This window comes from Streptomyces sp. NPDC033270 (genome assembly GCF_055576575.1).
The window spans coordinates 145,845-169,665 of sequence record NZ_JBVIRA010000002.1; the positions used below are offsets into that span (position 1 = coordinate 145,845).

Here is a 23,821-nt window from a genome sequence, read left to right on the forward strand (position 1 = left end):
GGAAGCGATGACCGAGACCGTCGCCGGCGCCGATTGGCAGGCATGGCAGAACAGTTGGGACCGCCAGCAGGAGTGGTACCTCCCCGATCGCGAGGAGCGGTTCCGGGTGATGCTGGACATGGTCGAGGCGCTGGTGGGCCCCGAGCCCCGGGTCCTGGACCTGGCGTGCGGTACGGGCAGTATCTCCGACCGGCTGCTGAAGCGGTTCCCGAAGGCCGAGAGTGTGGGCGTCGATCTGGATCCCGCGCTGCTGGCCATCGCGGAAGGGTACTTCGAGGACGATCCCCGGGTCCGCTTCGTACGAGCCGATCTGAAGGACCCGCACTGGACCGCGAAGCTGCCGCACAACACCTACGACGCGGTACTGACCGCCACCGCGCTGCACTGGCTGCACACCGAGGACCTGCGCGGGCTGTACGGGCAGCTCGGCAGGCTCGTCCGGGACGGCGGGGTGTTCATGAACGCCGACCACATGCCGGAGGAGTCCACGCCGCGGATCAACGCCGCCGAGCGGGCCTTCCGCCACGCGCGGATGGACGCGGCGAAGGCGGCCGGCGCGGTCGACTGGGGCGAGTGGTGGCAGCTGGCCGCCGCCGACCCGCGGCTGGCCGAGCCGACCGCCGAGCGCTTCGCTCTCTACGGCGAGCACGCGGACGGGGACACGCCGTCGGTGGCCTGGCACGCCCAGGTGCTGCGCGAGTCGGGCTTCGAGGAGGCCCGGGCGGTGTGGGCCTCGCCCACGGACGCCCTGGTCCTGGGCCTGAAGTAGCCCGGCGGGACGCTGACGCGGCGGGCCGGGGAACAGCGGTGCCCGCCGTCGCGGCGAAGACTTCCGCCGCGCCGGCGGGCACCGGTGCGAGACCCGCTACAGGACCGTCGACTACAGCACCTTCGACAGGAACGACTTCGTCCGCTCGTGCTGCGGGTTGCCGAGCACCTCGCGCGGGTGGCCGGATTCGACCACCACTCCGTCGTCCATGAAGACCAGCGAGTCGCCGACCTCGCGGGCGAAGCCCATCTCATGGGTCACGACGACCATCGTCATGCCGTCCGCCGCCAGGTCCTTCATGACGTCCAGGACGTCACCGACCAGCTCCGGATCGAGGGCCGAGGTCGGCTCGTCGAAGAGCATCAGCTTGGGCTCCATCGCCAGCGCACGGGCGATGGCGACGCGCTGCTGCTGGCCGCCGGAGAGCTGCGAGGGGTAGTTCCCCGCCTTGTCGGCCAGGCCGACGCGGTCCAGCAGCTTGGTCGCGCGCTCGCGGGCGGTCGCCTTGGACTCGCCCTTGACCTGGATCGGCGCCTCCATGATGTTCTCCACCGCGGTCATGTGCGGGAAGAGGTTGAAGCGCTGGAAGACCATGCCGATGTCGCGGCGGCGGGCGGCGACCTCGCGGTCGCGCAGCTCGTAGAGCTTGCCGTGGTGCTCGCGGTAGCCGACCAGCTCGCCGTCGACGGACAGCCGGCCGGCGTTGACCTTCTCCAGGTGGTTGATGCAGCGCAGGAACGTCGACTTGCCGGAGCCGGACGGGCCGATCAGGCAGAAGACCTCCCGGGGCGCGACCTCCAGGTCGATGCCCTTGAGGATGTGGGCCGCGCCGTAGGACTTGTGGACGCCCTCGGCCAGGACCATGGGGCCGCCGCTGGTGCCCCCGGTCTTGCTCGTGGTGGTCTTGCTGGTCATCCGACACCTCCGGCGGAGCGGTTGAAGCCGCCGGCCAGCTTCGCCTTGGCGCGCTGGAGCGGAGTGGGCGGGAGCTGGCGGCTGGAGCCGCGGGCGTAGTAGCGCTCAAGGTAGTACTGCCCGATGCTCAGCACCGTAGTGGCGATCAGGTACCAGGCGGCGGCGAGGATCAGCATCTCGACCACCACACCGGAGTCCCGGCCGACGTTCTGGGCGGCCTGGAGCAGGTCGTAGTACTGGACCGCGATCACCAGCGACGAGGTCTTGAGCATGTTGATGACCTCGTTGCCGGTCGGCGGCACGATCACCCGCATCGCCTGCGGCACGATGATCCGGCGCAGCGTCTTGCCGTGGCTCATGCCCAGCGCGTGCGCCGCCTCGGTCTGGCCCTCGTCGACGGCGTTCAGACCGGCCCGGCAGATCTCCGCCATGTACGCCGCCTCGTTCAGGCCGAGGCCCAGCAGCGCGCACAGGAACGGGGTCATGAAGTCCGACCACTCGTCCTTGTAGATCGGCATGATGTCGATGTACTGGAAGACCAGGCCGAGGTTGAACCACAGGAACAGCTGGACGTAGACCGGCGTACCGCGGAAGAACCAGATGTAGAACCACGAGACGGTCGAGGTCACCGGGTTCTTGGACTGGCGCATCACGGCCAGGATCACGCCGAGCACGATGCCGATGACCATCGAGAGCACGGTGATCAGCAGGGTGTTGCGCAGGCCCTTGAGGATGTCCGCGTTGAACATGTACTCCGGGATGGCGCCCCAGTTGACGTTCCCGGAGGCGAAGGCCCGCACGAGCAGGGCGAGCACTCCGATGACGACGATCGCCGCGACCCAGCGGCCGTAATGGCGGACCGGGATGGCTTTGATGGGCTCGGGCTGGGGCGGCGGAGCGTCCGCCGGCGGCTGGGCCGACTTGTCGACGTCAACTGACACGGATGTTGCCTTTCAGCGTTCGGCGGGGTGGCCGGAGGGGACGGGACGGCTGCCGGCGGCTCAGGTGCCGCTGTTGATCTTCACTTCCTTGACCGCCGCGTCCTTGACGTCCCACTTGTCCAGGACCTTGGCGTAGGAGCCGTTCTTGATCGTGAGTTCCACCGCGGCCCTGAGGGCGTCGCGCAGCTTCTCCTGGCCCTTGGGGACCGCGATGCCGTACGGGGCCGCCTTGAGCGGGGCGCCGCCGACCATCTGGAAGTCCTTGCCGCCCCCGGAGACCTTCACCGCGTACGCCGCGACCGGGTAGTCGCTGGAGACGGCGTCCACACCGCCGGTGCGCAGCCGGGTCTGGGCCTCGGAGTCGTTGTCGAACGCCTCGATGGCGATCGGCTCCTCGTCGTTCTTCTCGCAGGCCTTCGACTTGTCCTTGGCCAGGTCGTGCGAGACGGTGCCGCGCTGTACCGCGAGCTTCTTGCCGCACAGCGTTTCCCAGCCGTCGATGCCCTTGGTCTCGCCCTTCTGGGTGTAGAGCGAGACGCCGACGTTGAGGTAGTCGATGAAGTCGACGCCCTGGCCGATCTTCTTGCCGGTGTTGCTGTCGATGCCCTCCTGGCGCTCCTTGGTGTCCGTCATCGCCGACATCGCGATGTCGTAGCGCTGGGACTTCAGGCCGCCCATGAGGGTGTCGAAGGTGGCGTTGTTGAAGTTGAGCTTGACGCCCAGGGCCTTCTCCATCGCCGCCGCGAGGTCCGGGTCGATGCCGGTGACCTTGCCGTTCGTACGGAACTCCACCGGCTTGTACGTGATGTCGGAGCCGACCTGGAGCAGGCCGATCTCCTGCACGTCCTTGGGCAGCAGCTTGAACAGCGGCGCGTGGACGTTGCGGTTCTTCTGCGCCTCTCGTTTGGCGATGGCCGCATCCGTCTGGTCGCCGCAGGCGCTGAGGAGCATCAGCGAGGCGGTGACCGCCGCCGCGGCGGCCACGGCTGTACGCGACCTGCCGGCGGCCCTGCGACGGGTGGTGCTTGCGGTCATGCTGTTCCTCCTGCGGATGGAGAAGCCGACGTGGCGGAGACGTGACAGAAGGGTCGGGGACACCCTTCGAGCGTCGCGACCTCGGTTGGTGACGGAATCCTGCCATCCGGACTCCGGTATTCGGACTGCCGTTCAGGTCAAAATCGGATAACGGACGGGGAAGGGAAGGTGGCGCCCTTGTGTCGCAAGGGGAAGCCGTCTCCAACAGGGTGCGAGGGACGTTCGGCGCACTCCGGACGTCTCGGATTCCGGACAGCGGGGCGAGAGTACTTCGGCCGTTCTGCGGCACTTCGCCGTTATTGTCGGAACCTTGAACCCGAGGGTAATGAATCTGACTCGTCGAGGCCCGCGCCCGTCCGGTAGAAATGTTCGTTACACCCCTCATCCGGGGCTCAGGGCGCGTGTGCGGCGCGCCCGGCGTCCGTACCTCCCCCTGCGGGGCGGCCATCCGCCCCCACAGGGCGCGGACGCGGTGCCCGCCCACTCCTCAACCAGGGAGTGGCCACCCTCAGCAGATTTACGAATAAAGGGGTAAGACAAGTGGCAGCGGAGATCGTCAATCCTCGCAGCGACGGAAATACGGGCGCGGACGAAGGCACGGGCACGGCGCCCGACGGAACCTTCGATCCCGCCTTCGCGCTGCATCGCGGCGGCAAGATGGCCATCCAGGCGACCGTGCCGGTCCGCGACAAGGACGACCTGTCCCTCGCGTACACGCCGGGCGTCGCCAAGGTGTGCAGCGCCATCGCCGAGCAGCCCGAGCTCGTGCACGACTACACATGGAAGTCCCAGGTCGTCGCCGTCGTCACGGACGGCACCGCGGTGCTGGGCCTGGGCGACATCGGCCCGGAGGCCTCCCTCCCCGTGATGGAGGGCAAGGCCATCCTCTTCAAGCAGTTCGGCGGTGTGGACGCGGTGCCGATCGCGCTCGCCACCACCGACACCGACGAGATCGTGGAGACCGTCGTCCGGCTCGCGCCGTCCTTCGGCGGCGTCAACCTGGAGGACATCTCGGCGCCCCGGTGCTTCGAGATCGAGCGCCGCCTCCAGGAGGCGCTGGACATCCCGGTCTTCCACGACGACCAGCACGGCACGGCCGTGGTCACGCTGGCCGCGCTGCGCAACGCCGCCAAGCTCACCGACCGCTCGCTCGGCCAGCTGCGGGCGGTCATCTCCGGCGCCGGCGCGGCCGGTGTCGCCATCGCCAAGATCCTCATCGAGGCGGGCATCGGCGATGTCGCGGTCTGCGACCGCAAGGGCGTGGTCTCCACGGACCGCGGCGACCTCACGGACGTCAAGCGCGAGGTGGCCGGCTTCACCAACAAGGCGCAGCTGACCGGTTCGCTGGAGCAGGCGCTGGACGGCGCCGATGTCTTCATCGGGGTCTCCGGCGGCACGGTGCCCGAGGAGGCGGTGGCGAAGATGGCGAAGAACTCGCTGATCTTCGCGATGGCCAACCCCACCCCGGAGATCCACCCCGACGTCGCGCACAAGTACGCGGCCGTGGTCGCCACCGGGCGCAGCGACTTCCCCAACCAGATCAACAACGTGCTGGCCTTCCCCGGCATCTTCGCCGGCGCCATGCAGGTGCGAGCCTCGCGGATCACCGAGGGCATGAAGCTCGCCGCCGCCGAGGCGCTGGCCGCCGTCGTCGCCGACGAACTCAGCGCCGACCGGGTCATCCCCTCGCCGTTCGACGAGCGGGTCGCCCCGGCCGTCACCGCCGCCGTCGCGGCCGCGGCCCGGGCCGAGGGCGTGGCGCGCCGCTGAGCGCTTCCGTCGTACGCCAACGGGCCGGGCCCGCACCTGAGAGGGTGCGGGCCCGGCCCGTCGCGGTGGTGGCGCCGGCGTGACGGCGGCGCCCGCGTCCCGGCCGGGGCGGGGGTCCGCGGCCGGAACGGCGCGGTGCGTGTCACACCCGTACGTGGTACCGCAGCGCGCGGCCGCGGCCTACGTTGGGATCATGTTTGCCGCCTATGCCGCCCGCATCGACCGTGACCAGCCGCTGAACGGCCTCGAATTGGGGGAGCGCCCGGCCCCCGACGTACGCCCCGGCTGGACGACCGTCAACGTCAAGGCCGCCTCCCTCAACCACCACGACCTGTGGTCGTTGCGCGGGGTCGGCATCAGCGAGGAGTCGCTGCCGATGATCCTCGGCTGCGACGCCGCCGGGATCGACGAGGACGGCAACGAGGTCGTCCTGCACTCCGTCATCGGCCAGACCGGACACGGCGTCGGCCCCAAGGAGAAGCCCTCCATCCTCACCGAGCGCTACCAGGGCACCTTCGCCGAGCGGGTCACCGTCCCCGCCTGGAACGTCCTGCCCAAGCCGAAGGAGCTGTCCTTCGCGGAGGCCGCCTGCCTGCCGACCGCCTGGCTGACCGCGTACCGGATGCTGTTCACCAACGGGGGCGTACGGCCCGGGGACAGCGTCCTGGTGCAGGGCGCCGGCGGCGGTGTCGCGACCGCGGCCATCGTGCTCGGTGCCGCCGCGGGCCTTCGGGTCTTCGCCACCAGCCGGGACGAGACCAAGCGCAAGCGCGCACTGGAGCTGGGCGCCGAGGCGGTGTACGCCAGCGGGGAGCGGCTGCCGCAGCGGGTGGACGCGGTGATCGAGACCGTCGGCGCGGCCACCTGGTCGCACTCCGTCAAGTCGCTCAGGCCCGGAGGCACCCTGGTCATCTCGGGCGCCACCAGCGGTTTCACCCCCAAGAGCGGGGAGCTCAACCGGATCTTCTTCCTGGAGCTGAAGGTCGTCGGCTCCACGATGGGCACCAAGGAGGAGCTGGCCGGGCTGCTCAGCTTCTGCGCCGCCAAGGGCATCCGTCCGGTCATCGACTCGACGCTGCCGCTGGACCGGGCGCGCGAGGGCTTCGCGAAGATGGCCCAGGGCGACCTGTTCGGCAAGATCGTGCTGACGGTCTGACGGTTGCCGACCGACGTGCGGATCCTGCGGGCGCGGGGGCGCCGCGCCGCGCCGTGGAGCAACGGCGGCGGGGTGACCCGCGAGGTCGCCGCCCACCCGCCCGGCGCCGGCTGGGACACCTTCGCCTGGCGCGTCAGCCTGGCCGACGTCACCCGGGACGGCCCGTACTCACCGCTGCCCGGCGTCCGGCGGATCCTGACCGTCGTCGACGGCGCCGGGCTGGAGCTGACGGTGGACGGCACCCCCCACCACCTCCCGGGCCGCTACCGCCCGTTCTCCTTCCCCGGCGGGGCCGACACCGACTGCCGGCTGCTGTCCGGCCCGGTCGTCAACCTCAATGTGATGCTCCGGGACGGGCGCGCGGCGGCGACGGTGGAGATGGTCCGCGGAAGCCGGGCGCCCGCACCGGGCCGGCCGCCGGACCACGGCGCCGGTGGCCCTCACGCCGTCATGGTGGTCGCGCTGGAGGGGCGCACCGAGCTGCGCACCGACCCCGCGGCGACGCTGGAGCGCTTCGACGCCGCCCTGCTGACCGCGCCGCTGACGGGCACTCAGATGCCGGTCGAGCTGCGGACGGACGGTGTGGCGGCGGTGATCTCGCTGTCCGGTGGCGAAGGGGCGCCCTGAGGCGGTGCCCTGAAAGCGGACGCCGCCCCGGGCGCCCGATGCGGGGCCGGGGCGGCGGCATCTCTCACTGGGCGCAGCGAAGGACCCCGGGGTCGACGAGGATGGAGATGTCGGCCAGGCACGTCGTCTCGGCCGGCGGGGACTGGTGCCCCCGGATGGCGCTGAAGGGGTCGCGGGCTTCGCCGTCGGCGGCGGCGAGGGGGGCACCGCCCAGAACGGCCACGCCGGCCAGGGCCACTGCCACGGCGAGGGTACGGACACGCATGATGATCTCCCATCGGGTGGGGCTCGCGGGTACGTCTCGATCGCACCCCGCATCCGTGCGCCCCGCACGTCCGGATACTGCATACGGTGTCATACGGCGTCAGAAACCGCTGGCCCGTGGCCCGTCGAGGCGTTCCGGGGCGCTCCCGGCGAGCCGTCCGAGCCCGGGGCGTGCCCCAGTGGCCCTGCCCGCAGGCCGAGTTGGGCGCCCGGCGGGCCCGGCCATGACCCGTCGGAACAGGCCCTGGCTTCCCGGGGCGGCCACCGAGGGAGCCGGGCCGGGGCCTACGGGTAGGCCACCTTCAGCGCGCCGATGCCCAGGGTGTTGTGCCGCGGCAGGTAGCCCGCCTCGAAGATCGCGCCGAGCACGGGGTTGAGCAGCTGCGCCAGCCGCTCGGCACGGGAGTGGCCCAGCGCCCGCCAGGGGCCGGCCGCCAGACGGTCCGTCATCCGCTCGATCACCTGGCGTTCCTCGCGGGCGCGCTCGGTGGCGCCGCCGTCCGGGCCGATCCAGCCGCGGGCGGCGAGGCGACGGCGGGCCTCGCTCCACTCCTGGCCGCTCCAGCCGCGCCCGGCGAAGTCCGAAGCCGGCGCGGCACCGATCGCGGCGAACGACACCAGCGCCTCGCACGGATCGAGCCCGAAGGTCAGCAGCGCCGCCAGATGGCCGTCGCCGCGGTGTTCGCGCAGTACCGTCGCGGCCTGCCAGAGCGTGAGATGGGGGGCGTCCGGCCAGGGCAGGTCGAGGTTGGCGGCGGCCAGCGGCCGGGCGGCCGGGCCGGCGTTCTCGGCGGCCTGGCGCGCGAGCCGGGCCGCCTCGGCGAGCTGTGCGCCGCTCAGCCGGCGGCCGATGAGGGCGGTCAGCGCCCGGTCCACGGCCAGCAGCCGGGCGTCGAGCACCTTGGCCGGCTCCGCGACGGTCCAGATCTGCGGGACATACCGCGCGATCATGCGTGGGCTGAAGGTGTAGAACGTCGCGGCCACCAGCTCGGGACCGGCCGCGCCCAACGGAGCGCAACGCCAGGCGAAGTAGCTCGGCCAGCGGGAGCCGACGTCGTAGCCGAGGTCGGCGGCGACCTGGCGGGCCTCGGGGGCGAAGTACAGCGCGGCGTGCAGTGGCTCCAGCTGGTGCCACATCCGGCGGGCGACCGCGTGGTATTCCGACATCGCTTCACCTCATGGCCTTCACGATGCGTGCGCAGACAGGGAGAGGGGGTCGTAGTCCGGAACACGGCCGTCGGTCCGCGGAATCGGGCAGCTGGGGCTCCCTGGAACCCGGTGCCGGACGAAAAGCCGTGCGAAATACTGCCTTCCCCGATTACGCCGCGTGAATCCAGCCCGAAGATGACAACTCTGTGTAGTTGGGGGTTCGTTGGGGGCGGAGTGGGTTTCGGCCGCCCGTCGGGGCGGGTGGGACAGGGCCGGGCGGTGCCGTACGGGCGCCCCCTGCGCGCAGCGTCACCGGCACCCGGCCTGTGAGAGCCGGGGGCCTACGGGGGCCGGGGGCGCGGGCCCGGCCGGCCCGCGCCGGCCGTCCGGCCCTACGCGTCCGGGTCCCTACGGGGCGACGCGTACTGCTCGGGATGGCGCAGCAGCGCGCCGATGTGCGCGGCGGCCGTGCCCAGCCGCCGGCGGGACTCCCCGAGCTGCTCGGCCGTGACGCCGTGATCGCGCGCCGCGTCGCGCAGATCGTCGCGGAAGCGGTCCAGCAGCCGGTCGAAGTCGCGGGCCGGGTCGCCGCTGGTCGGCTCCTTCGCCCATTCCGGGGCCGGCGGTGCCTCGGCGGACGGGGCCCGCCCGCCGGGCTCCTTGGCCAGGTCGACGCGCTCGACCGTCACCCGGGCCGTCTCGTCCGCGCCGCCACCGGGCCCGGAGCCGGCGTGCTCACCGGACCGGTCGCCGGTGAAGCGGCCGACCTCGCGGGACACCTCGGCCAGCGCCTCGCGCACCGCGCCCGGCCAGTCGCCGGACCGCACCGCCTCCTGGGCCTGGTCCTGTACGCGCCGGATGACCCGCTGGACCTCCTCGCGCGCGAACACCTGCGCGTCCCTGGCCTGCTTACGTGCCCGCTGGGCGTCCTGCTTGGCCCGCTTGCTCTCCTCCTTGGCCCGCCGCGCCTGCTCCTTCCACTCCTCCTTGGCGCGCCGGAACTCCTCCTTCGCCTGCCGCCAGGCCTCCTTGTCGCCGAACACGCCGTCGAAGTAGTCGGCGGCCTCCGGGAACGGCCGGCCGGCGCCGCCGTCCGCGGAGCCCTTCTTCCCGCCGCCGTTGCGCCCGGCCTTCCCGGCCGCGCCGGCCTGGGCACGGGCCTGCTGGGCGGCCGCCCGGACCTCGCGGCGCAGATCCCGCGCCGAACCGCTCACGTCCTCGCGGATGTCCGAGGCGAGCGCCGCGACCGACTCCCTGATCTCCAGCTCCAGATCGGCCAGCTCGCCACCGCGGTCGGCGAGCTCGGCCCGGCCGGCGTCGGTGATCGAGTAGACCTTGCGGCCGCCCTCGGTCGCATGCGTCACCAGGCCCTCGGCCTCCAGCTTGGCCAGCCGGGGGTAGACCGTGCCGGCGGAGGGGGCGTACAGGCCCTGGAAGCGCTCCTCCAGCAGGCGGATGATCTCGTAGCCGTGCCGGGGTGCCTCGTCGAGGAGCTTGAGGAGGTAGAGCCGGAGGCGGCCATGGGCGAAGACGGGGGGCATGTCAGCGCGCCTCCTTCGTTGCGGGCGGGTCGGTGGGGGAGTCCTCGAAGGCGGGGCGGCGCAGCAGGGCCAGACCACCGGAGATGGTGGTGACCTTGAGCGTGCCGGTGCCCTCGCCCAGCGAGCCGGTGATCTTCTTCGCGCCCCACTGGCCGCTGACCCGCAGATCGTCGAAGGCGTTGGAGACCGTGCCCGACGTGGTGTTCGCCTCCACCCTGGCGTCGGCCGGGTCGGGCAGCCGGATGGCGACCTCGCCGGAGACCGTCGTCAGATGGATGTCGGCGCCCTTGACGGGATCCAGGTCGAGGACCATGTCGCCGCTGACGGAGTCGGCGTGCACCCCGCCGCCCGCGCCGTCGATGACCGTCAGATCGCCCGAGACGGAGTTGAACCGCAGATCGCCGGTGAGCGACTGCACCTCGACCTTGCCGGAGACGGTGTCGGCCCGCACCTCGCCGGAGAGCCCGACGAGCGTGCTGTGGCCGGAGACGCCGCGCACGTCCGTACGCGCCGAGATGCCGGAGACCACCGCGTCGGCGCCGACCACCCCGACCTCGACGCGGGTGCCGGACGGCACCGTCACCGACACCACCGCACGGCGGTTCCACCCCTTGCGCTCCAGGAACTTCAAAAAGCCCTTCCAGGGGAGGTCCTCGTACGCGATGGTCAGGGTGCCGTCGCGGTAGGAGACGGTCAGCGGCGGGCCGTGCAGCTCGCTGACCTCCAGGCGGGCGGGGCTGCCGTCGGAGGTGCCGACCACATTGACCGCGCCGCCGACCACGCGCACGTTGAGCGCGTCGAGGGGCTCGGCGATCTCCAGTGTGCGTGGTTCGGCCACCTGCATCGGATTCTGCGACCACTCGGTCCGGGCTGACATTCCTGGCCTCCCCTGGATAGCCGTGCAACGCAACATATCGCGTCCTCACCAGACACGATATATCGCGGCTTGCCGAAGTCAAGCAGTGCCGACCCTGACGTCACCCCGATATGACGCGTCGCGTCCCTTGGGGGTCGCCCTTGGGTGCGGCCCCGCGCGGCCCTCCCGTCGGCTACTTGTCCTACTCGCCCTACTCGCCCTACTCGTCCTCTTCGTCGTCCAGCCGTGCCAGCCAGGTGGCCAGCCGCTCCACCGGCACCTCGAAGTCCGGGTTGAGATCGACGAACGTGCGCAGCTGCTCGGCCACCCAGCCGAGGGTGACCTCCTCCTCGCCGCGCCGGTTCTCCAGCTCCTCGATGCCACGGTCAGTGAAATACACGCGCTCTCCACCAGGGGTCATGGGACATTCCCGGCCAGGATAGGCAGGCCCACGGGCCTCTCGCGCCACAGGCGACCGAGGGCTAGCCTGATCACCTGTCAACGGTCCTGCGGCAATTGGGGAATTGCCGTCCAGGGGGAGCAGGAGGCCGTGATGCAAGATCGCGCACAGCGCATCGAACTGCCCGATGGCACGGAGGTCTGGGCCCGGGTCTCCCGGCTGGACGGTCCCGGGCTCGACGGCGGGGAGGACGCGGACGAGGATTTCGAGGACGTCGGCGCCTGGGACGCGCTCGGCGCCCGGGTCGAGGGACTGCGCGAGGTGATCGGCGGGGTCGCGAGCAGCGTCCGCCAGGCCGCCGAGCGGGTCGCACCGGACGAGACCAGCGTGACCTTCGGCGTGGAGCTGTCGGCCAAGCCCGGCAAGGCCGTCGCCCTGCTCGCGGACGGCGAGGCCAAGACCAATCTCTCCGTCACCCTCACCTGGCGGCACGACGGCGGGGCGCCGTCACCGCGGCGGCGGCACCGAACGCAGGCGGCCGACCGCCGGGAGCCGGACGATTCGGGCCGCTGATGGCGACCCCCGAGCCGCCGGCCGGCGGCCGCGGTGACCGTGCCCGCTACGCCCAGCTCCTCGACCACGCCGCACGCACCACCGTCGGGCTGCGTGCCGCACCCGGCGCGAGCGCGGCCCGGCTGTGGGGCAGCGGTGTGCTGATCGCGCCGGGATGGGTGCTGACCTGCGCCCATGTGCTCGCGGCCGGCGACGGCCGGCGCCGCGAGACGGGGCCGGACGGGATCTTCGGCGTCGCGTTCGGCGGCCGGGTGTCGCCCGCGCGCCTGGTGTACGACATGAGCCGGCCCGACCCGGCGGCCGGGCCCGCCGCGCCCCGCGCCGACCTCGCCCTGGTCCGGCTCCTGGAGGGGGAGGCGGAGCACCCCTGCGCCTGGTTGAGCGATCAGCCGGCGACGCTCCTGGAGGACGCGTACATCTTCCGCGGGCACGAGCAGCCGGCCCCGGACCGGACCGGCGAACGCGTAGTACGCGACTGTGCCGGCGGGCCCGGCGCCGACGGGGCGGCCGGCCCCCAGGGCGCGCCCGCCGCCGGCCCCGTGGACACCTTCATCGCCGTCCGCTTCGGCGCCCGTGACGCCCGCGGCCTGCAGTTCGGCAGCGACGTCCGGGTCACCCCGGGGGCCTCCGGCGGGCCGCTGCTCGACTGCGACCGCGGCGAGGTGGTCGGCATCGTCAAGGGCCGCCACCAGCACGACCACGTCGGGCTCGCGGTGCCGGTCACCGCCCTGCGCGGGCTGGGCCCCGAGCATCTGGCCCCGGGCGCCGAGGGGCTGGGCCCCGACCCGTACCACGCGCTGATGGGCCTGCACGACCGCTGGCACTGGGCCGGCCAGGACCTCGGCCGGGCCGCCGCCGGGCCCACCTGGTTCGACGCCCAGCACGCGATCATGGCGGGCCGCGGCCGGCTGTGGGGCGTGCAGGAGCGGCTGCAGGCGCTGGACCTGCTCGCCCGGCTGCCCGCACCGCGCGACCCGCTGGTCGTGGAGGCCGCGGTCGGCGAGGTCCTGGAGCGCGGCGAGCGGCCCGGCGCCTGGTCGCTGCGTACCTGGCGGGACGGCCACGGCGCGCTCTACCAGGGCAGCGACCCGTACACGGAGCTGCGCGCCTTCGTGCACTATCTGCGGATCGTGGCCCAGCTTGCCGCCGACGAGGTGCGCGAGGTGCCGGGAGAGCAGGCCGCCGCGGTGCGCGAAGAGGCGGCCAGGCTCGCGGAGTTCGTCCAGGCCAAGGCGGTGGTACTGCAGCCGCAGGACCGCAGGCGGATCGGGCCGGTGCGCCGCCGCCCGCGCTCCGTACTCGTCGAGTTCGAGCCGCTCTTCTACGGCGAGGGCGGCCACGAGCTGTACAACTGGTCGGTCAGCGAGGGCTACGGCCAGGGTCAGTGGCTGCGCGTGGACGTGCAGGAGTCGGCCGGCGGAGTGCCCTTCGAGCAGGCCCGGGAACAGGTGCTGCGCCGGCTCGGCGGGCGGCTGCTGCGCGCCGACGGCGACGCCGGACCGGGCGCCCGCGTACGCCTGGAGGTCGCCGTCCCCGAGGGGCGCTGGCACACCGCCGTCGGCCAGTGGGAGGTCGCCGCCTCCACCCGGCGCAGCGCCCGGCTGCGGCCGGTCGGCCCCGGGCGCGCGGTCATCCTGCGCGACCAGGGGCGGCGCGAGCAGGTCGACCCGGCCTGGCTGCGCCGCTGGCAGGGCATCACCGCCGCCCCCGAACTGCGGGCACTGCGCGTCCCGCCGCCCACGGCCGCCGGCGCGCGCCCCGGCGCCGGCTCCACCGAGGCGGTCTGGCGGCTGCTGGAGACCGCGGACGACGGTGCGCTGCCCGCGCTGTGCCACACGGTCGCCGACGGGGTCGGGCGGGACGCGGTCGGCGCCGCCCTGGACACCGGCTTCCCGGCCGGGCTGTGGCCGGCCCGCGGCCACGGGCAGGAGCGGGGGTGCGACGCCTCCTGCGAGGAATTCCACCGCGGGGTGCGGGAGTTGCTCCAGGGGTCGGGCGGTGTGGCCCGCCTCCCCGAGCTCGTCAGGCAGCTGCGCGCGAAGGCCGCGGAGGCCGCGGAGGGGGGCGCGCACTGGGCCCGCGACCTGGTGCTCCTCTACGACGATCCGGAGGACCCGATACCGCAGCTGTTCACCGACCGGCCCCAGACGTCGCCGCGATGAGCCGATGCCGGCCGCCCCGGGCCGCGCCGCGAAGCTCCGTGCGGCGCGTGCGCTGCGCACGCGCCGGGCGCCCGCCCCCAGCCGCCCCCGCTCGCGTCGCCACGCCTCGGCCCGTTGGCGGCGGCGGCCGCAAGTCCCGCCCTGTACGTGGCACTTGGCGCCCCCCGACGCACCAGCGTGAGACCGGAAACCGCCCCGTGCGCTTCCGTACGGATGGGTACTGTCATAGCGTCGTGGAAGACTTGTTCGTGAAGACGTGATGGCGTGAGTGTGCGTGGCGGACGCGGGGCAAGGCCGGGGCGGATGCCGACGTCTCCGGTGGTCCTCCCTGACCCTCGCTCCTGACCGATGCCGGGCCGGCGACGAGGAGTTCCGACGTGAGCGACTGGCTCATCTACCGTGGGGCGGGGGCACCGCACGACGGAATTGAGCACCTTCCGCCGCCACCCCCCTGGCGCGATTTCGACGGCGGCCCTCCGGTGGCGCCGCCCGCGGCCCTCGATCCCGCCTCCGAGCGCAGGCTGGGCGTACAGCATCGGGAAGCCAGCCACCACCGCCCCGGCGAGACCGAGCGCGAGCTGGTCAACGCCGCGCTCTATCTGCGCAGGCCGCTGCTGGTGACCGGCGCGCCGGGCAGCGGCAAGAGCACCCTGGCCCATTCGGTCGCCTATGAACTCGGCCTCGGCCGGGTGCTCAGCTGGCCGGTCGTCAGCCGCAGCACGCTCCGCGACGGCCTGTACGACTACGATGCCATCGGCCGCCTGCAGGACCTCCAGATAGCCCGACAGACCCTGGCCGAGCCGGAGGCGTCGTCGGTCGCCGCCGAGGACGAACCCGGCGGCGGCATCGGCCGCTATATCCGCCTCGGCCCGCTGGGCACGGCCCTGCTGCCCGCCGACCGGCCCCGCGTCCTGCTCGTCGACGAGCTCGACAAGAGCGATATCGATCTGCCCAACGACCTCCTGAACGTCCTGGAGGAAGGGGAGTTCAGGATCCCGGAGCTGGAGCGGCTGGCCGGCTCCGCCCCCGAGGTGCCGGTGCTCAGCGACGACGGCGCGCGGGTCACGGTGCGCGACGGGCGGGTGCGCTGCCGCGCCTTCCCGTTCATCGTCCTCACCAGCAACGGCGAACGGGACTTCCCCGCACCCCTGTTGCGCCGCTGCATCCACCTCCACATCCCGGTCCCCGACAAGGAGCGGCTCGCCGCCATGGTGCGGGCCCACTTCGGCGAGGGCGCCGCCGAGCGCTACGAAGCGGTGATCGACCGCTTCCTGGACCGCGAGCCCGGCGACGTCCGCGCCGTCGACCAGCTCTTCAACGCCATCCACCTCACACAGCAGGCCGGCTGGACGGACCAGGACGAGGAGGAGACCCGACGGCGCCTGACGGCGGAGCTGATGCGGCCTCTCGATCGGACGAGGTGAGTGCGGTGCCCCTCGGGGAGCCCGGCCCAGGTCCCCTCGACGAGCTCGTCGCCCGGCTGACCGCGGCGGGGCTGCCCGCCGATGCCCGTCAGATGGCCGACGCGCTCTGGCTCGCCCAGTGGATCACTCCGGACGAGGCGTCGGCCGAAGGTCGGACCGATGCCGGCGCCGACCGCACGGACCACCCCGACCGCACAGATCCGGCCACTTTCCGGGTGGGACCGGCCGGATCGGCGCCCCGCGCGGCGGACGGCGCGCCGTCGCCGGCGGACGGGCTCGCGGTGCCGACCGGGGACGCGGGCCAGGAAGCCGCCCGGCAGCGCGTCGCGGAGCTGCGGCCGCCTCAGGACACCGGGGAACCACCCACGTCCCTGAGGCAGTGGGGCAGTCCGCCGGACCCCGACCGCCAGCGCCTGGGCGAGGTCGCCGTCCCGATCGCCTCCGCGTTCCCCGGGCTGCTGCCCCTCCAGCGCGCACTGCGGCCCGTCCAGCGCTACCGCCCGCCGGCCGCCCCCCTGCGCAGCAGGCTGGACGAGCCCGCCACCGCCGAGCTCTCCGCCCACGCCGAAATGATCATCCCGGTGCTGCGCGGGGTGCACCGCCGCACGGCCGCCCTGCGGCTGCTGATGGACGGCTCCTCCTCGATGGCCGTCTGGGAGCAGATGCTGCACGACCTGCGCCAGGTCTGTGAGCGGGTGGGCGCCTTCCGGGACGTCACGGTGCACTACCTGCACCCGCACGGCCCGGACGTGGGCGTCGCCGCGGCCGCCGGCCCCGGCCGGCGGCTGCGCCCCGCCGACCAGTTGCACGACCCCACCGGCCACCACCTCACCCTCGTCATCAGCGACTGCGCCGGCCCCCTGTGGCGCGACGGCCGGATGCAGCGGCTGCTCTACCGCTGGGCGGCCGACGCCCCGCTCGCCGTCGTCCAGCCGCTGCCCCAGCGGATGTGGGCGCGCACGCTGCTGCCCGCCGTCGCCGGGACCCTCGTCCGCCGCCAAGGCCCCTACCAGGCCCTCGACTTCACCCCCGCCCGACGGCGCCGGCGGCCCGCCGCCGCACCGGGCGCACCGTCCGCGGCGCCCCGCGAACGCGCCGTCCCCGTCCTTTCCGCCACCCCCTCAGCCCTCGGCTCCTGGGCCCGGCTCGCCGCCGCCGACGCCGGTCTGTCGCTGCGCGGCGCGGCCTGTGTCGTCCGTGCCGACCACGGCGTCGAGCCCCCGGCCGGATCGCCGCCGGCGCCCGAGCGGGGCGCACCCTCCCGTATGGTCGGCGAGTTCGAGCGGCAGGCCTCGCCGGCCGCCCGGCTGCTGGCCGTCCACCTCTCGGCGGTACCGCTCGCGCTACCGGTCATCCAGCTCGTCCAGCGCGCGATGCTGCCGCAGACCGGGCCGGCGGAGCTGGCGGAGGTGCTGCTCAGCGGCCTGGTGACGCAACTCGCGCCGGAGCAGCTGCCCTCGGGGGAGCAGGCCGCCGGCGGCCCGTGGTACGACTTCGTGCCCGGCGTACGAGACGAGTTGCTCGGCCGGCTCAGCGCGGGCGAGGCCGCCCTGGTCCTCAAGCACTGCTCGCTCTACATCGAGCGCACTTTCGGCCGCAGCGCCCGCAACTTCCCGGCCGTCGCGGTCGCCATGCTCTCCGGCAGCGGCCGCGAGCCGGAGACCGGCCAGCGCGCCGTGCCCGAACCCTTCGCCCGGGTCTCCGAACGCGTACTGCGCCGCTTCGAACCCGCGCTGCGCCCGCCCGACCGGCGGCCGTACGTCCCCGACGGCCCGGCCGCACAAGGCGCCGCCCTCCTGGAGCGCTACGAACACGACCGCGCCGTCCGCGATCTGGTCGAGGCCGTCCGCCTGCTGCGCGCCGCCGCCGAACGCCGGCCGCAGGCCGGCACCGACCTCGCCCGCGCCCTGCTGCACGCCTGGGCGAAGTGGCGCCAGCCGGACGCCCTGGAGGAGGCCGAGCGGGCCGCCCGGGCGGCGGAAGGGGCGGGCGACGGCGACGCCGGGGAGGCCGAGCGCACCCGGGCGCTGATCGTCCTCGGCCGGGTCGCCCACGCCCGCGCCCGGGAACGCCGCCTGGCCGGTGACCCGGTCGGCGAACGCGCCGCGCTCACCGACGCCGCCCACCGTCTGCACACCGCCAGCGGGCTGATGAGCCTGCTCGATCCCCGCGTTCTGGAGAGCATGGTGCTGCGCACCGAAGTCCTGCGCCGCCTGGCCGCCCTGCCCGAGGTCCCCGGCACCACGGTGGACGAGGCGGAGCCCGCGCCCGACGACCCCCTCGATACGGCGGAACGCTCCCTGACCACGCTGCTGGACCAGTGGCCCAGCGGCGAGCAGGTCCCCGGCGAGGTCTACGCCGCCCGCGGCGGGGTGCTGCTCGACCAGGCCCGCCGGGCCGCCGACGACCCCGACGGGGCACGCCCCGCCGACGCGCTCGCGGTCCGCGCCGCCGACGACCTCGACACCGCCACCGTCCTGCTCCGCCGCCGCGGCGACGGAGCCGACCGACTGGTCTGCGAGACCCTGCTCGACCTGGCGGCGGCCCGCCAGATGAACGGCCGCGCGGGCCTGCCGTCCGTGCTGCCCACTCTCGAACGCGCCCGCGAGATGGCCCACGCACTGGGCGACGAGGCCCTGGAGGCCGACAGCCTGCGCCGGACGGCCGCCGCCCAGCGTGCCGTCCACACCCGTACCGGAGCGCCGGCCGCCCTGGACGCCGCGATCGCCGCGCTGGCGGCCGCGCTGCGTCTGACCGCCCCCGATTCGCCCGAGCGCAGTGCGCTGCTCGCCGAACGCGGCGCGGCGCTGCTGCTGCGCGCCCGGCTGGAGCCCGCCGACGAGCCCGGCAAGCGGCTGGCCAACGAGGCGGTCCATGTGCTGCGCGAGGCGCTGGCCCGAGTCGCGCCACAGGACCCCGACCTCGGCAACCACCGGCTGCTGTTCGGCCGCGCCCTGCGGCTGCGCCACGAACGCCAGCCCTCGCTCGCCGATCTGCACGAGGCCGACTGGATCCTGGAGCTGGCCGCCCGGGGCGCGGACGTGCCGGACGCCGTCTGCGCCGAGGCCTGGCTCGAAGTGGGCGATGTCCAGCTGCTGTTGGACCGCCGCTTCGACTCCCGGGACCGGCACGACCGGGCCGCCGCCTGCTACCGCCGCGCCGCCGCGGCCGCCGGCCGGGCCGGCAGCGCCCTGCTGGCCGCCCGCGCCCACCACCGCCGCGGCGAGGTCCTGGAGGTCACCGCGGGCCCCCGCTCCGCGCTGCACGCCTACCGCGAGAGCTGGGAGCAGTGGCAGCGCGCCGCCGAGTCCACCGGCCCCGAGGCCCAGCGCACCCGCGCCCGGATGCGCGCCCTCGCCGACCCGGCCTGAGCGCCCGATGGCGCATCCCGGCCGGCCGTCTGGCCGTCCACCGCCCGACGTGTTTCTGTGGACAGCAGTTCGGGAACACCACCGTCCAGCAGGCCAGAGGAGAGCAGCGTGGCGACTACCCCCCGCACCGAACCGGCTGCGGCCGCCCCGTTCGGGCCGTCGGCCGCGCCGCTGCCGGATTTCTCCGGGATCGATGTGGGCGCCCTGGCGGCCCGGACGGACCACGCGGTGCTGGGAGAGGTGGCGGCGCTGCTGCTGCGCAACTGGCCCACGGGCAAGGACGCCGTGGCCTATTACGAGGACGGACCGGGCGCACTCCTGCGGTGACGGGCGGGGGGAATCCCGGCACCGTTCAGCCGTGGGGGAGGTGGTTTTTGGGCAAACGCGCAAGGAAACCGGCCAGTTGTCGGGGCATTTCGGTTCCTCGATCGATCGCGGAGCCAAGTAACCAGACAACGGGCGGAAGCAGGCGATCGGAAGCCGCCGACCGTACCTCGACGAAGGCCGACGGGGCAGGGGGCGACGCCGTGGCGGGGGAGCAGACCGGCCGTAGTGCTGCCGTGCCCTTCCGGCAGTTCGTACTGAAGGTCCACAGCCGCTGCAACCTCGCCTGCACCTACTGCTACCTCTACACCGGCCCCGACCACAGCTGGCGCGAGCGCCCGCGGACCGTCGCCGACGCCACCGTCCGGCAGACCGCCCTGCGCATCGCCGAGCACGCCCGCACCCACCGGCTGCGCGAGGTGCGCATCGACCTGCACGGCGGGGAGCCGCTGCTCACCGGCCCCGGCCCGCTCCTGGCCCAGGCCGCCGCCCTCCGCGCCGCGCTGCCCGCCGGCTGCACCGCCGAGTTCGGCGTGCAGACCAACGGCACACTGCTCACCCGGAACACGATCGAGGCGCTCGGCACCGCGGGCATCCGGATCGGCCTCAGCCTCGACGGCGGCACCCCCGGCCTCAACCGCCGCCGCCTCGACCACGCCGGACGGCCCTCCTGGCCCGCGGCCTCCCGGGCCGTACGGCTGCTCCACGACCGGCCCGACGTCTTCGCCGGCATCCTGTGCACCATCGACGTCACCGCCGACCCGGCCGAGGTCTACGGCTCGCTGCGGGCACTGGACCCGCCGACGCTCGACTTCCTGCTGCCGCACGCCAACTGGTCCAGCCCTCCGCCGGCCCCCCTGGGCCCCGCCGGCCGCACCCCGTACGGCGACTGGCTGTGCGCGGTCTTCGACCTGTGGTGGGACGGCGGGCCCGGCCCCCGGGTGCGGGTGTTCACCGAGATCCTGGGCCTGCTCCTGGGCCGCCCCAGCTCCAGCGAGGCGGTCGGCCTCTCACCGGTCGTCGCCCTGGTGGTCGACACCGACGGCGCCATCGAACAGGTCGACTCGCTCAAGTCCACCTACGAGGGCGCCGCCGCGACCGGCCTCGACGTCTTCCACCACACCTTCGACCAGGCCCTGGCACACCCCGGCATGGCCGCCCGCCAGCGCGGCCGGGACGGGCTCGCCACCCAGTGCCGGGCCTGCGCCCTGGTCGAGGTGTGCGGCGGCGGCAACTACGCCCACCGCTATCGCGCGGAGGCCGGCGGATTCGCCAACCCGTCCGTCTACTGCGCCGACCTGGAACGCCTGATCCGGCATGTCGCCGTCCGCCTGGACGCCGCCGTTTCACCCAACTGGCCTGCCAAGGACATGACCTGACGCACTGTCGTCATCTGGAGCGATACTTGGGCTATCGTGCGAAAAAGCCAGGGCGTGCCCGACGAATCAGCCTCCGCACGCGCGCACCATCGCATCTCAGGGAGACGGTCGCATGGTCGATCAGTCCAATTCTTCTGGTTCTTCTGGTTCTGCCGGCACTTCTGGTCGGTCCCAGCCCGTCGGCTCCCGCGAGCACATCACCATCAGCTACGCGGGCTTCGCCCGGCCGTGGGCCGCGTGGATCTCCCACCAGCTGGAGCAGCAGGGCCACGGCACGACCCTGCTCCGCTGGGACCCGCAGGTGGACACGGCACTGGCCGCGGAGCTGTCGGGGCTGCTGGAGGCCGAGGGCCGGCTGCTGATCGTGCTCGACGACTGGTACTTCCGGCTGGGCCCCAAGACGCAGGAGGAGTGGACGGCCGCGCTGCGGGAGGTGGTGCCCGCGCACTCCGACCGGTTCGCCGCGGTGAGCGTGGCCACCCAGAGCCTGCCGGCCACCGCCTCCCTGCTGCGCCCCGCCGACCTGCGCGACCTCGACGCCCGCGAGGCCAACCGCCGGGTGCTGCACCGGCTGGGCATCGCCGCGCCGGCCCGGACCGTGGACGAGGACGCCCCCGGCGAGCCCCGCTTCCCGAACAACCCGCCCGAGGTCTGGAACATCCCCCGCCGCAACAACCGCTTCACCGGCCGCGACCACGTACTCGAAGAGCTGCACGGCAAGCTCGCCGGCTCCGGGGTGGGCTCGGCCCCTCCGCTGGAGACCCGGATCGCGCTCTACGGCACCTCCGGCGTCGGCAAGAGCCAGATCGCCGCCGAGTACGCCCACCGTTTCGGCAACGACTACGACGTGGTGTGGTGGATCAGCGCAACCAACCGCGGCGCCGCCCGCGAACAGCTCGCCGAACTCGCCACCCGGCTCGGCCTGCCCGTCGGCCGGGAGCTGGGCGACCGCATCCGCGCCGTCCACGAAGCGCTGCGCATCGGCCGCCCCTACCGCCGCTGGCTGCTGATCTTCGACAGCGCCGACGACATGGAGCAGATCGAGGACCTGATCCCCGACGGCCGCGGCCACGTCCTGATCACCACCCTCACCCGCGACTGGTCGGGGTCCGGCAGCGCCCAGGAGATCGAGGTGCTGCCCTTCACCCGCATCGAGTCCGTCGCCTACGCCCGGCGCCGCGCCTCCCGGCTCACGCCGGTCGAGGCCGACATGCTCTCCGAAGCCGTCCAGGACCTGCCGCTGCTGCTCGCCCAGACCGCCGCCTGGCTCGACGCCAACCCGATGTCCCCCAAGGAGTACATCGAACTGATCCGGCGCGGCGAGCCCAGCCTCGTCGGCATCCGGATCTCCTCCGACTACCCCATGGCCTTCCAGACGAGTTGGGCCATAACTCTCAACACCCTGCGCGAGCGCAGCCCCGCGGCGGTCGAACTCCTCAAGCTGTTCGCCTTCTTCGCCCCGGACGCCATCCCCGTCCCGATGCTCGCCAAGGCCCGCCGCGGCGACCTGCCCGAACACCTCGCCGATCTGGCCGCCGAGCCGATCAGCTGGAACACCGCGCTGCGCCGGCTGACCGAATCCACCGCCGTACGCCTGGACTACCAGGTCTCCCAGGACTCCGACCCGGCCGTGGAGACCGCGCAGATGCACCGGCTCTACCACCGGTTCCTGCGCAGCGACATGACCGAGGACGAGCGCGACCTGATGGCCGCGACCGCCTGCCGGGTGCTGGTCACCGCCGACCCGCAGAACCCCTCCGACACCCGCTACTGGGAGCGCTACGCCGAACTCATCCCGCATCTGGAGCCGGCCGGCGTCCTCGACAGCCCCGACGCCGCCGTCCAGCAGCTGCTGCTCAACTGCATCGAATACCTGCGGGTCCGCGGCGAGTACCGCATCGGCCTGCGACTGTGCGAGCAGTTCATGTCCCGCTGGCGCACCCGCCTCGCACCCACCCAGCGCACCATGCTCGTGCTCACCCACCAGCACGCCAACATGCTGCGCCGGCTCGGCCGCTACCGCGAGGCCGAGGCGGTCGGCGGCTCGGTCGTCGACCAGCTCTCCGCCGAGCGGGACGCCTCCGACGCCGACCTGCTGCGCGCGCAGGACGGCCTCGCGGGCACACTGATCGCGCTGGGCTCGTACGAGCAGGCCCACGAACTCTTCGACGCCGTCTGGCGGGCCTACACCGAGCTGCTCGGCCCCGAGGCGCCCCGCACCCTCTCCTCGCGGCACAACCTCGGCAACGTCCTCGCGCTGCTCGGCCGCTACGAGGAGGCGCTGGCCACCCACCGCGAGGTGCTCGCCTTCCGGGAACGCGAACTGCGCGCACGGCACCACCTCACCCTCAACGCGGGCACCGCGCACGCCCGCACCCTGCGCCTGCTGGGCCGCTACCGCGACGCCACCTCCAGTCAGGAGCTCAACGCCCGGCTGCATCTGCAGGTGATGGGCGCGCACACCCCGCAGACCCTGCGCGCCGAACACAACCTCGCGCTGTGCCTGCGGCGCACCGGCGAGGTGGCCCGGGCCGGCGCCCTGATGGCCGACCTCGTCGAACGCTCCCGCCGGGTGCAGGGCCCGCGCCACCCCGAGACGCTGATGGTCCGCGCCGACCACGCCACCTTCCTGCGCGAGCACGGAGACCTCGGCCAGGCCCGGGACCTGGCGGAGGAGGTCGCCGAGCGCTATCAGGCACTGGCCGGCGAGCGGCACCCGTACACCGTCGGCACCCTCGGGAACGTCGGACTGGTCCGTGGGGAGTTCGGGGAGACGGCGGAGGCGCTGGACATCGCGGAACGGGCGCTGCACGGCATGACCCAGGTGATGGGCCCCGACCACCCCTGGACGCTGGGCTGCGCGCTGAACGCCGGCGCCGCCCGCAGCCGGGTCGACGACGAGGACGGCGCGGTGGAACTGGGCCGCGACACCCTGGAGCGGGCCAAGGCGACGCTGGGCGACGCCCACCCGATGACCCTCTCCGCGAAGACGGCACTGGCCGAGGACCTGCGCGCGCTGCGCCGCCGCGGCCAGGAGGCGGCGAAGCTGGAGCAGGAGGCGATCCAGCAGCTCGCCGAGACGCTGGGCGCCGAGCACCCGCACACCCTGTCCGCCCGGCGCCGCCGCCGCCCGTATTGGGACTTCGAACCGCAGCCCGTCTAGGA

At 73.6% G+C, this 23,821-nt stretch carries 19 protein-coding genes; 11 read left to right on the forward strand and 8 right to left on the reverse strand.

Annotated elements, in window-relative coordinates:
* Positions 1-7: 7 nt before the first annotated feature.
* Positions 8-769, forward strand: a complete 762-nt coding sequence (locus ACZ5XZ_RS04160) for a class I SAM-dependent methyltransferase (protein ID WP_468974432.1) — start codon at positions 8-10, stop codon at positions 767-769.
* Between the two features lie 111 nt (positions 770-880).
* Here ACZ5XZ_RS04160 and ACZ5XZ_RS04165 read toward each other — a convergent pair whose 3' ends face one another.
* Genes ACZ5XZ_RS04165 through ACZ5XZ_RS04175 form a run of 3 tightly spaced genes read right to left on the reverse strand, consistent with a single transcriptional unit; the run spans position 881 to position 3,660 of the window.
* Positions 881-1,633, reverse strand: a complete 753-nt coding sequence (locus tag ACZ5XZ_RS04165) for an amino acid ABC transporter ATP-binding protein (protein ID WP_468974902.1) — start codon at positions 1,631-1,633, stop codon at positions 881-883.
* Positions 1,634-1,680: 47 nt separating this feature from the next.
* On the reverse strand, positions 1,681-2,625 hold the full coding sequence (locus ACZ5XZ_RS04170; protein ID WP_468974435.1) for an amino acid ABC transporter permease: 945 nt from the start codon (positions 2,623-2,625) through the stop codon (positions 1,681-1,683).
* A 60-nt stretch (positions 2,626-2,685) separates the two neighbouring features.
* Positions 2,686-3,660 (reverse strand): ABC transporter substrate-binding protein, encoded by a 975-nt coding sequence (locus ACZ5XZ_RS04175; RefSeq protein ID WP_468974439.1) that lies wholly within the window; start codon positions 3,658-3,660, stop codon positions 2,686-2,688.
* 540 nt (positions 3,661-4,200) lie between these two features.
* Here ACZ5XZ_RS04175 and ACZ5XZ_RS04180 point away from each other — a divergent pair.
* The 3 genes from ACZ5XZ_RS04180 (at position 4,201) to ACZ5XZ_RS04190 (ending at position 7,213) form a co-directional block, all read left to right on the forward strand.
* Complete coding sequence (locus ACZ5XZ_RS04180; RefSeq protein WP_384434000.1) at positions 4,201-5,430, forward strand: NAD(P)-dependent malic enzyme; 1,230 nt, start codon at positions 4,201-4,203, stop codon at positions 5,428-5,430.
* Between the two features lie 193 nt (positions 5,431-5,623).
* Positions 5,624-6,586 (forward strand): zinc-binding dehydrogenase, encoded by a 963-nt coding sequence (locus ACZ5XZ_RS04185; RefSeq protein WP_384434002.1) that lies wholly within the window; start codon positions 5,624-5,626, stop codon positions 6,584-6,586.
* Positions 6,587-6,589: 3 nt separating this feature from the next.
* A complete protein-coding gene (locus tag ACZ5XZ_RS04190) occupies positions 6,590-7,213 on the forward strand; it encodes a HutD/Ves family protein (protein WP_468974442.1) in 624 nt (207 codons plus the stop codon).
* 64 nt (positions 7,214-7,277) lie between these two features.
* Here the strand turns inward: ACZ5XZ_RS04190 and ACZ5XZ_RS04195 are convergent, their stop codons facing one another.
* From ACZ5XZ_RS04195 to ACZ5XZ_RS04215, 5 genes are all read right to left on the reverse strand, one after another.
* Positions 7,278-7,478 (reverse strand): hypothetical protein, encoded by a 201-nt coding sequence (locus ACZ5XZ_RS04195; protein WP_468974444.1) that lies wholly within the window; start codon positions 7,476-7,478, stop codon positions 7,278-7,280.
* A 284-nt stretch (positions 7,479-7,762) separates the two neighbouring features.
* A complete protein-coding gene (locus ACZ5XZ_RS04200) occupies positions 7,763-8,644 on the reverse strand; it encodes an SCO6745 family protein (RefSeq protein ID WP_468974446.1) in 882 nt (293 codons plus the stop codon).
* Between the two features lie 374 nt (positions 8,645-9,018).
* Complete coding sequence (locus ACZ5XZ_RS04205; protein WP_468974448.1) at positions 9,019-10,167, reverse strand: PadR family transcriptional regulator; 1,149 nt, start codon at positions 10,165-10,167, stop codon at positions 9,019-9,021.
* 1 nt (position 10,168) lies between these two features.
* Positions 10,169-11,044 carry a DUF4097 family beta strand repeat-containing protein gene (locus tag ACZ5XZ_RS04210; protein ID WP_468974450.1) on the reverse strand — a complete coding sequence of 292 codons (876 nt, stop codon included), beginning with the start codon at positions 11,042-11,044 and terminating at the stop codon, positions 10,169-10,171.
* Between the two features lie 199 nt (positions 11,045-11,243).
* Positions 11,244-11,423, reverse strand: coding sequence for a DUF6104 family protein (locus tag ACZ5XZ_RS04215; protein ID WP_384434017.1), 180 nt, complete (start codon positions 11,421-11,423; stop codon positions 11,244-11,246).
* A gap of 153 nt (positions 11,424-11,576) precedes the next feature.
* Between ACZ5XZ_RS04215 and ACZ5XZ_RS04220 the strand changes: the two genes are divergently transcribed.
* From ACZ5XZ_RS04220 to fxsT, 7 genes are all read left to right on the forward strand, one after another.
* Positions 11,577-11,996 (forward strand): CU044_2847 family protein, encoded by a 420-nt coding sequence (locus tag ACZ5XZ_RS04220; protein ID WP_468974452.1) that lies wholly within the window; start codon positions 11,577-11,579, stop codon positions 11,994-11,996.
* Positions 11,996-14,158: a VMAP-C domain-containing protein gene (locus tag ACZ5XZ_RS04225; RefSeq protein WP_468974454.1), complete on the forward strand. Its 2,163-nt coding sequence runs from the start codon at positions 11,996-11,998 to the stop codon at positions 14,156-14,158. The genes ACZ5XZ_RS04220 and ACZ5XZ_RS04225 overlap by 1 nt, the downstream gene beginning before the upstream one ends.
* A gap of 377 nt (positions 14,159-14,535) precedes the next feature.
* Positions 14,536-15,582 (forward strand): AAA family ATPase, encoded by a 1,047-nt coding sequence (locus ACZ5XZ_RS04230; RefSeq protein ID WP_468974456.1) that lies wholly within the window; start codon positions 14,536-14,538, stop codon positions 15,580-15,582.
* Positions 15,583-15,587: 5 nt separating this feature from the next.
* Positions 15,588-18,953: an SAV_2336 N-terminal domain-related protein gene (locus ACZ5XZ_RS04235; RefSeq protein ID WP_468974458.1), complete on the forward strand. Its 3,366-nt coding sequence runs from the start codon at positions 15,588-15,590 to the stop codon at positions 18,951-18,953.
* Positions 18,954-19,061: 108 nt separating this feature from the next.
* A complete protein-coding gene (locus ACZ5XZ_RS04240) occupies positions 19,062-19,280 on the forward strand; it encodes a YxD-tail cyclophane-containing RiPP peptide (protein WP_468974460.1) in 219 nt (72 codons plus the stop codon).
* Positions 19,281-19,480: 200 nt separating this feature from the next.
* Positions 19,481-20,656 carry an FxsB family cyclophane-forming radical SAM/SPASM peptide maturase gene (locus ACZ5XZ_RS04245; RefSeq protein ID WP_468974462.1) on the forward strand — a complete coding sequence of 392 codons (1,176 nt, stop codon included), beginning with the start codon at positions 19,481-19,483 and terminating at the stop codon, positions 20,654-20,656.
* 112 nt (positions 20,657-20,768) lie between these two features.
* The gene (fxsT, locus tag ACZ5XZ_RS04250) at positions 20,769-23,819 is read left to right on the forward strand and encodes an FxSxx-COOH system tetratricopeptide repeat protein (RefSeq protein WP_468974464.1); all 3,051 of its coding nucleotides are present in this window, start codon (positions 20,769-20,771) and stop codon (positions 23,817-23,819) included.
* Positions 23,820-23,821: the final 2 nt, after the last annotated feature.

What these genes read in the sequence shown, in the direction of transcription:
- ACZ5XZ_RS04160 (WP_468974432.1), top strand. Translation starts at nt 8, where the DNA reads ATGACCGAGACCGTCGCCGGCGCCGATTGGCAGGCATGGCAGAACAGT.
- ACZ5XZ_RS04165 (WP_468974902.1), bottom strand. Translation starts at nt 1,633, where the DNA reads ATGGTCCTGGCCGAGGGCGTCCACAAGTCCTACGGCGCGGCCCACATC.
- ACZ5XZ_RS04175 (WP_468974439.1), bottom strand. Translation starts at nt 3,660, where the DNA reads ATGACCGCAAGCACCACCCGTCGCAGGGCCGCCGGCAGGTCGCGTACA.
- ACZ5XZ_RS04185 (WP_384434002.1), top strand. Translation starts at nt 5,624, where the DNA reads ATGTTTGCCGCCTATGCCGCCCGCATCGACCGTGACCAGCCGCTGAAC.
- ACZ5XZ_RS04195 (WP_468974444.1), bottom strand. Translation starts at nt 7,478, where the DNA reads ATGCGTGTCCGTACCCTCGCCGTGGCAGTGGCCCTGGCCGGCGTGGCC.
- ACZ5XZ_RS04200 (WP_468974446.1), bottom strand. Translation starts at nt 8,644, where the DNA reads ATGTCGGAATACCACGCGGTCGCCCGCCGGATGTGGCACCAGCTGGAG.
- ACZ5XZ_RS04205 (WP_468974448.1), bottom strand. Translation starts at nt 10,167, where the DNA reads ATGCCCCCCGTCTTCGCCCATGGCCGCCTCCGGCTCTACCTCCTCAAG.
- ACZ5XZ_RS04210 (WP_468974450.1), bottom strand. Translation starts at nt 11,044, where the DNA reads ATGTCAGCCCGGACCGAGTGGTCGCAGAATCCGATGCAGGTGGCCGAA.
- ACZ5XZ_RS04220 (WP_468974452.1), top strand. Translation starts at nt 11,577, where the DNA reads ATGCAAGATCGCGCACAGCGCATCGAACTGCCCGATGGCACGGAGGTC.
- ACZ5XZ_RS04225 (WP_468974454.1), top strand. Translation starts at nt 11,996, where the DNA reads ATGGCGACCCCCGAGCCGCCGGCCGGCGGCCGCGGTGACCGTGCCCGC.
- fxsT (WP_468974464.1), top strand. Translation starts at nt 20,769, where the DNA reads ATGGTCGATCAGTCCAATTCTTCTGGTTCTTCTGGTTCTGCCGGCACT.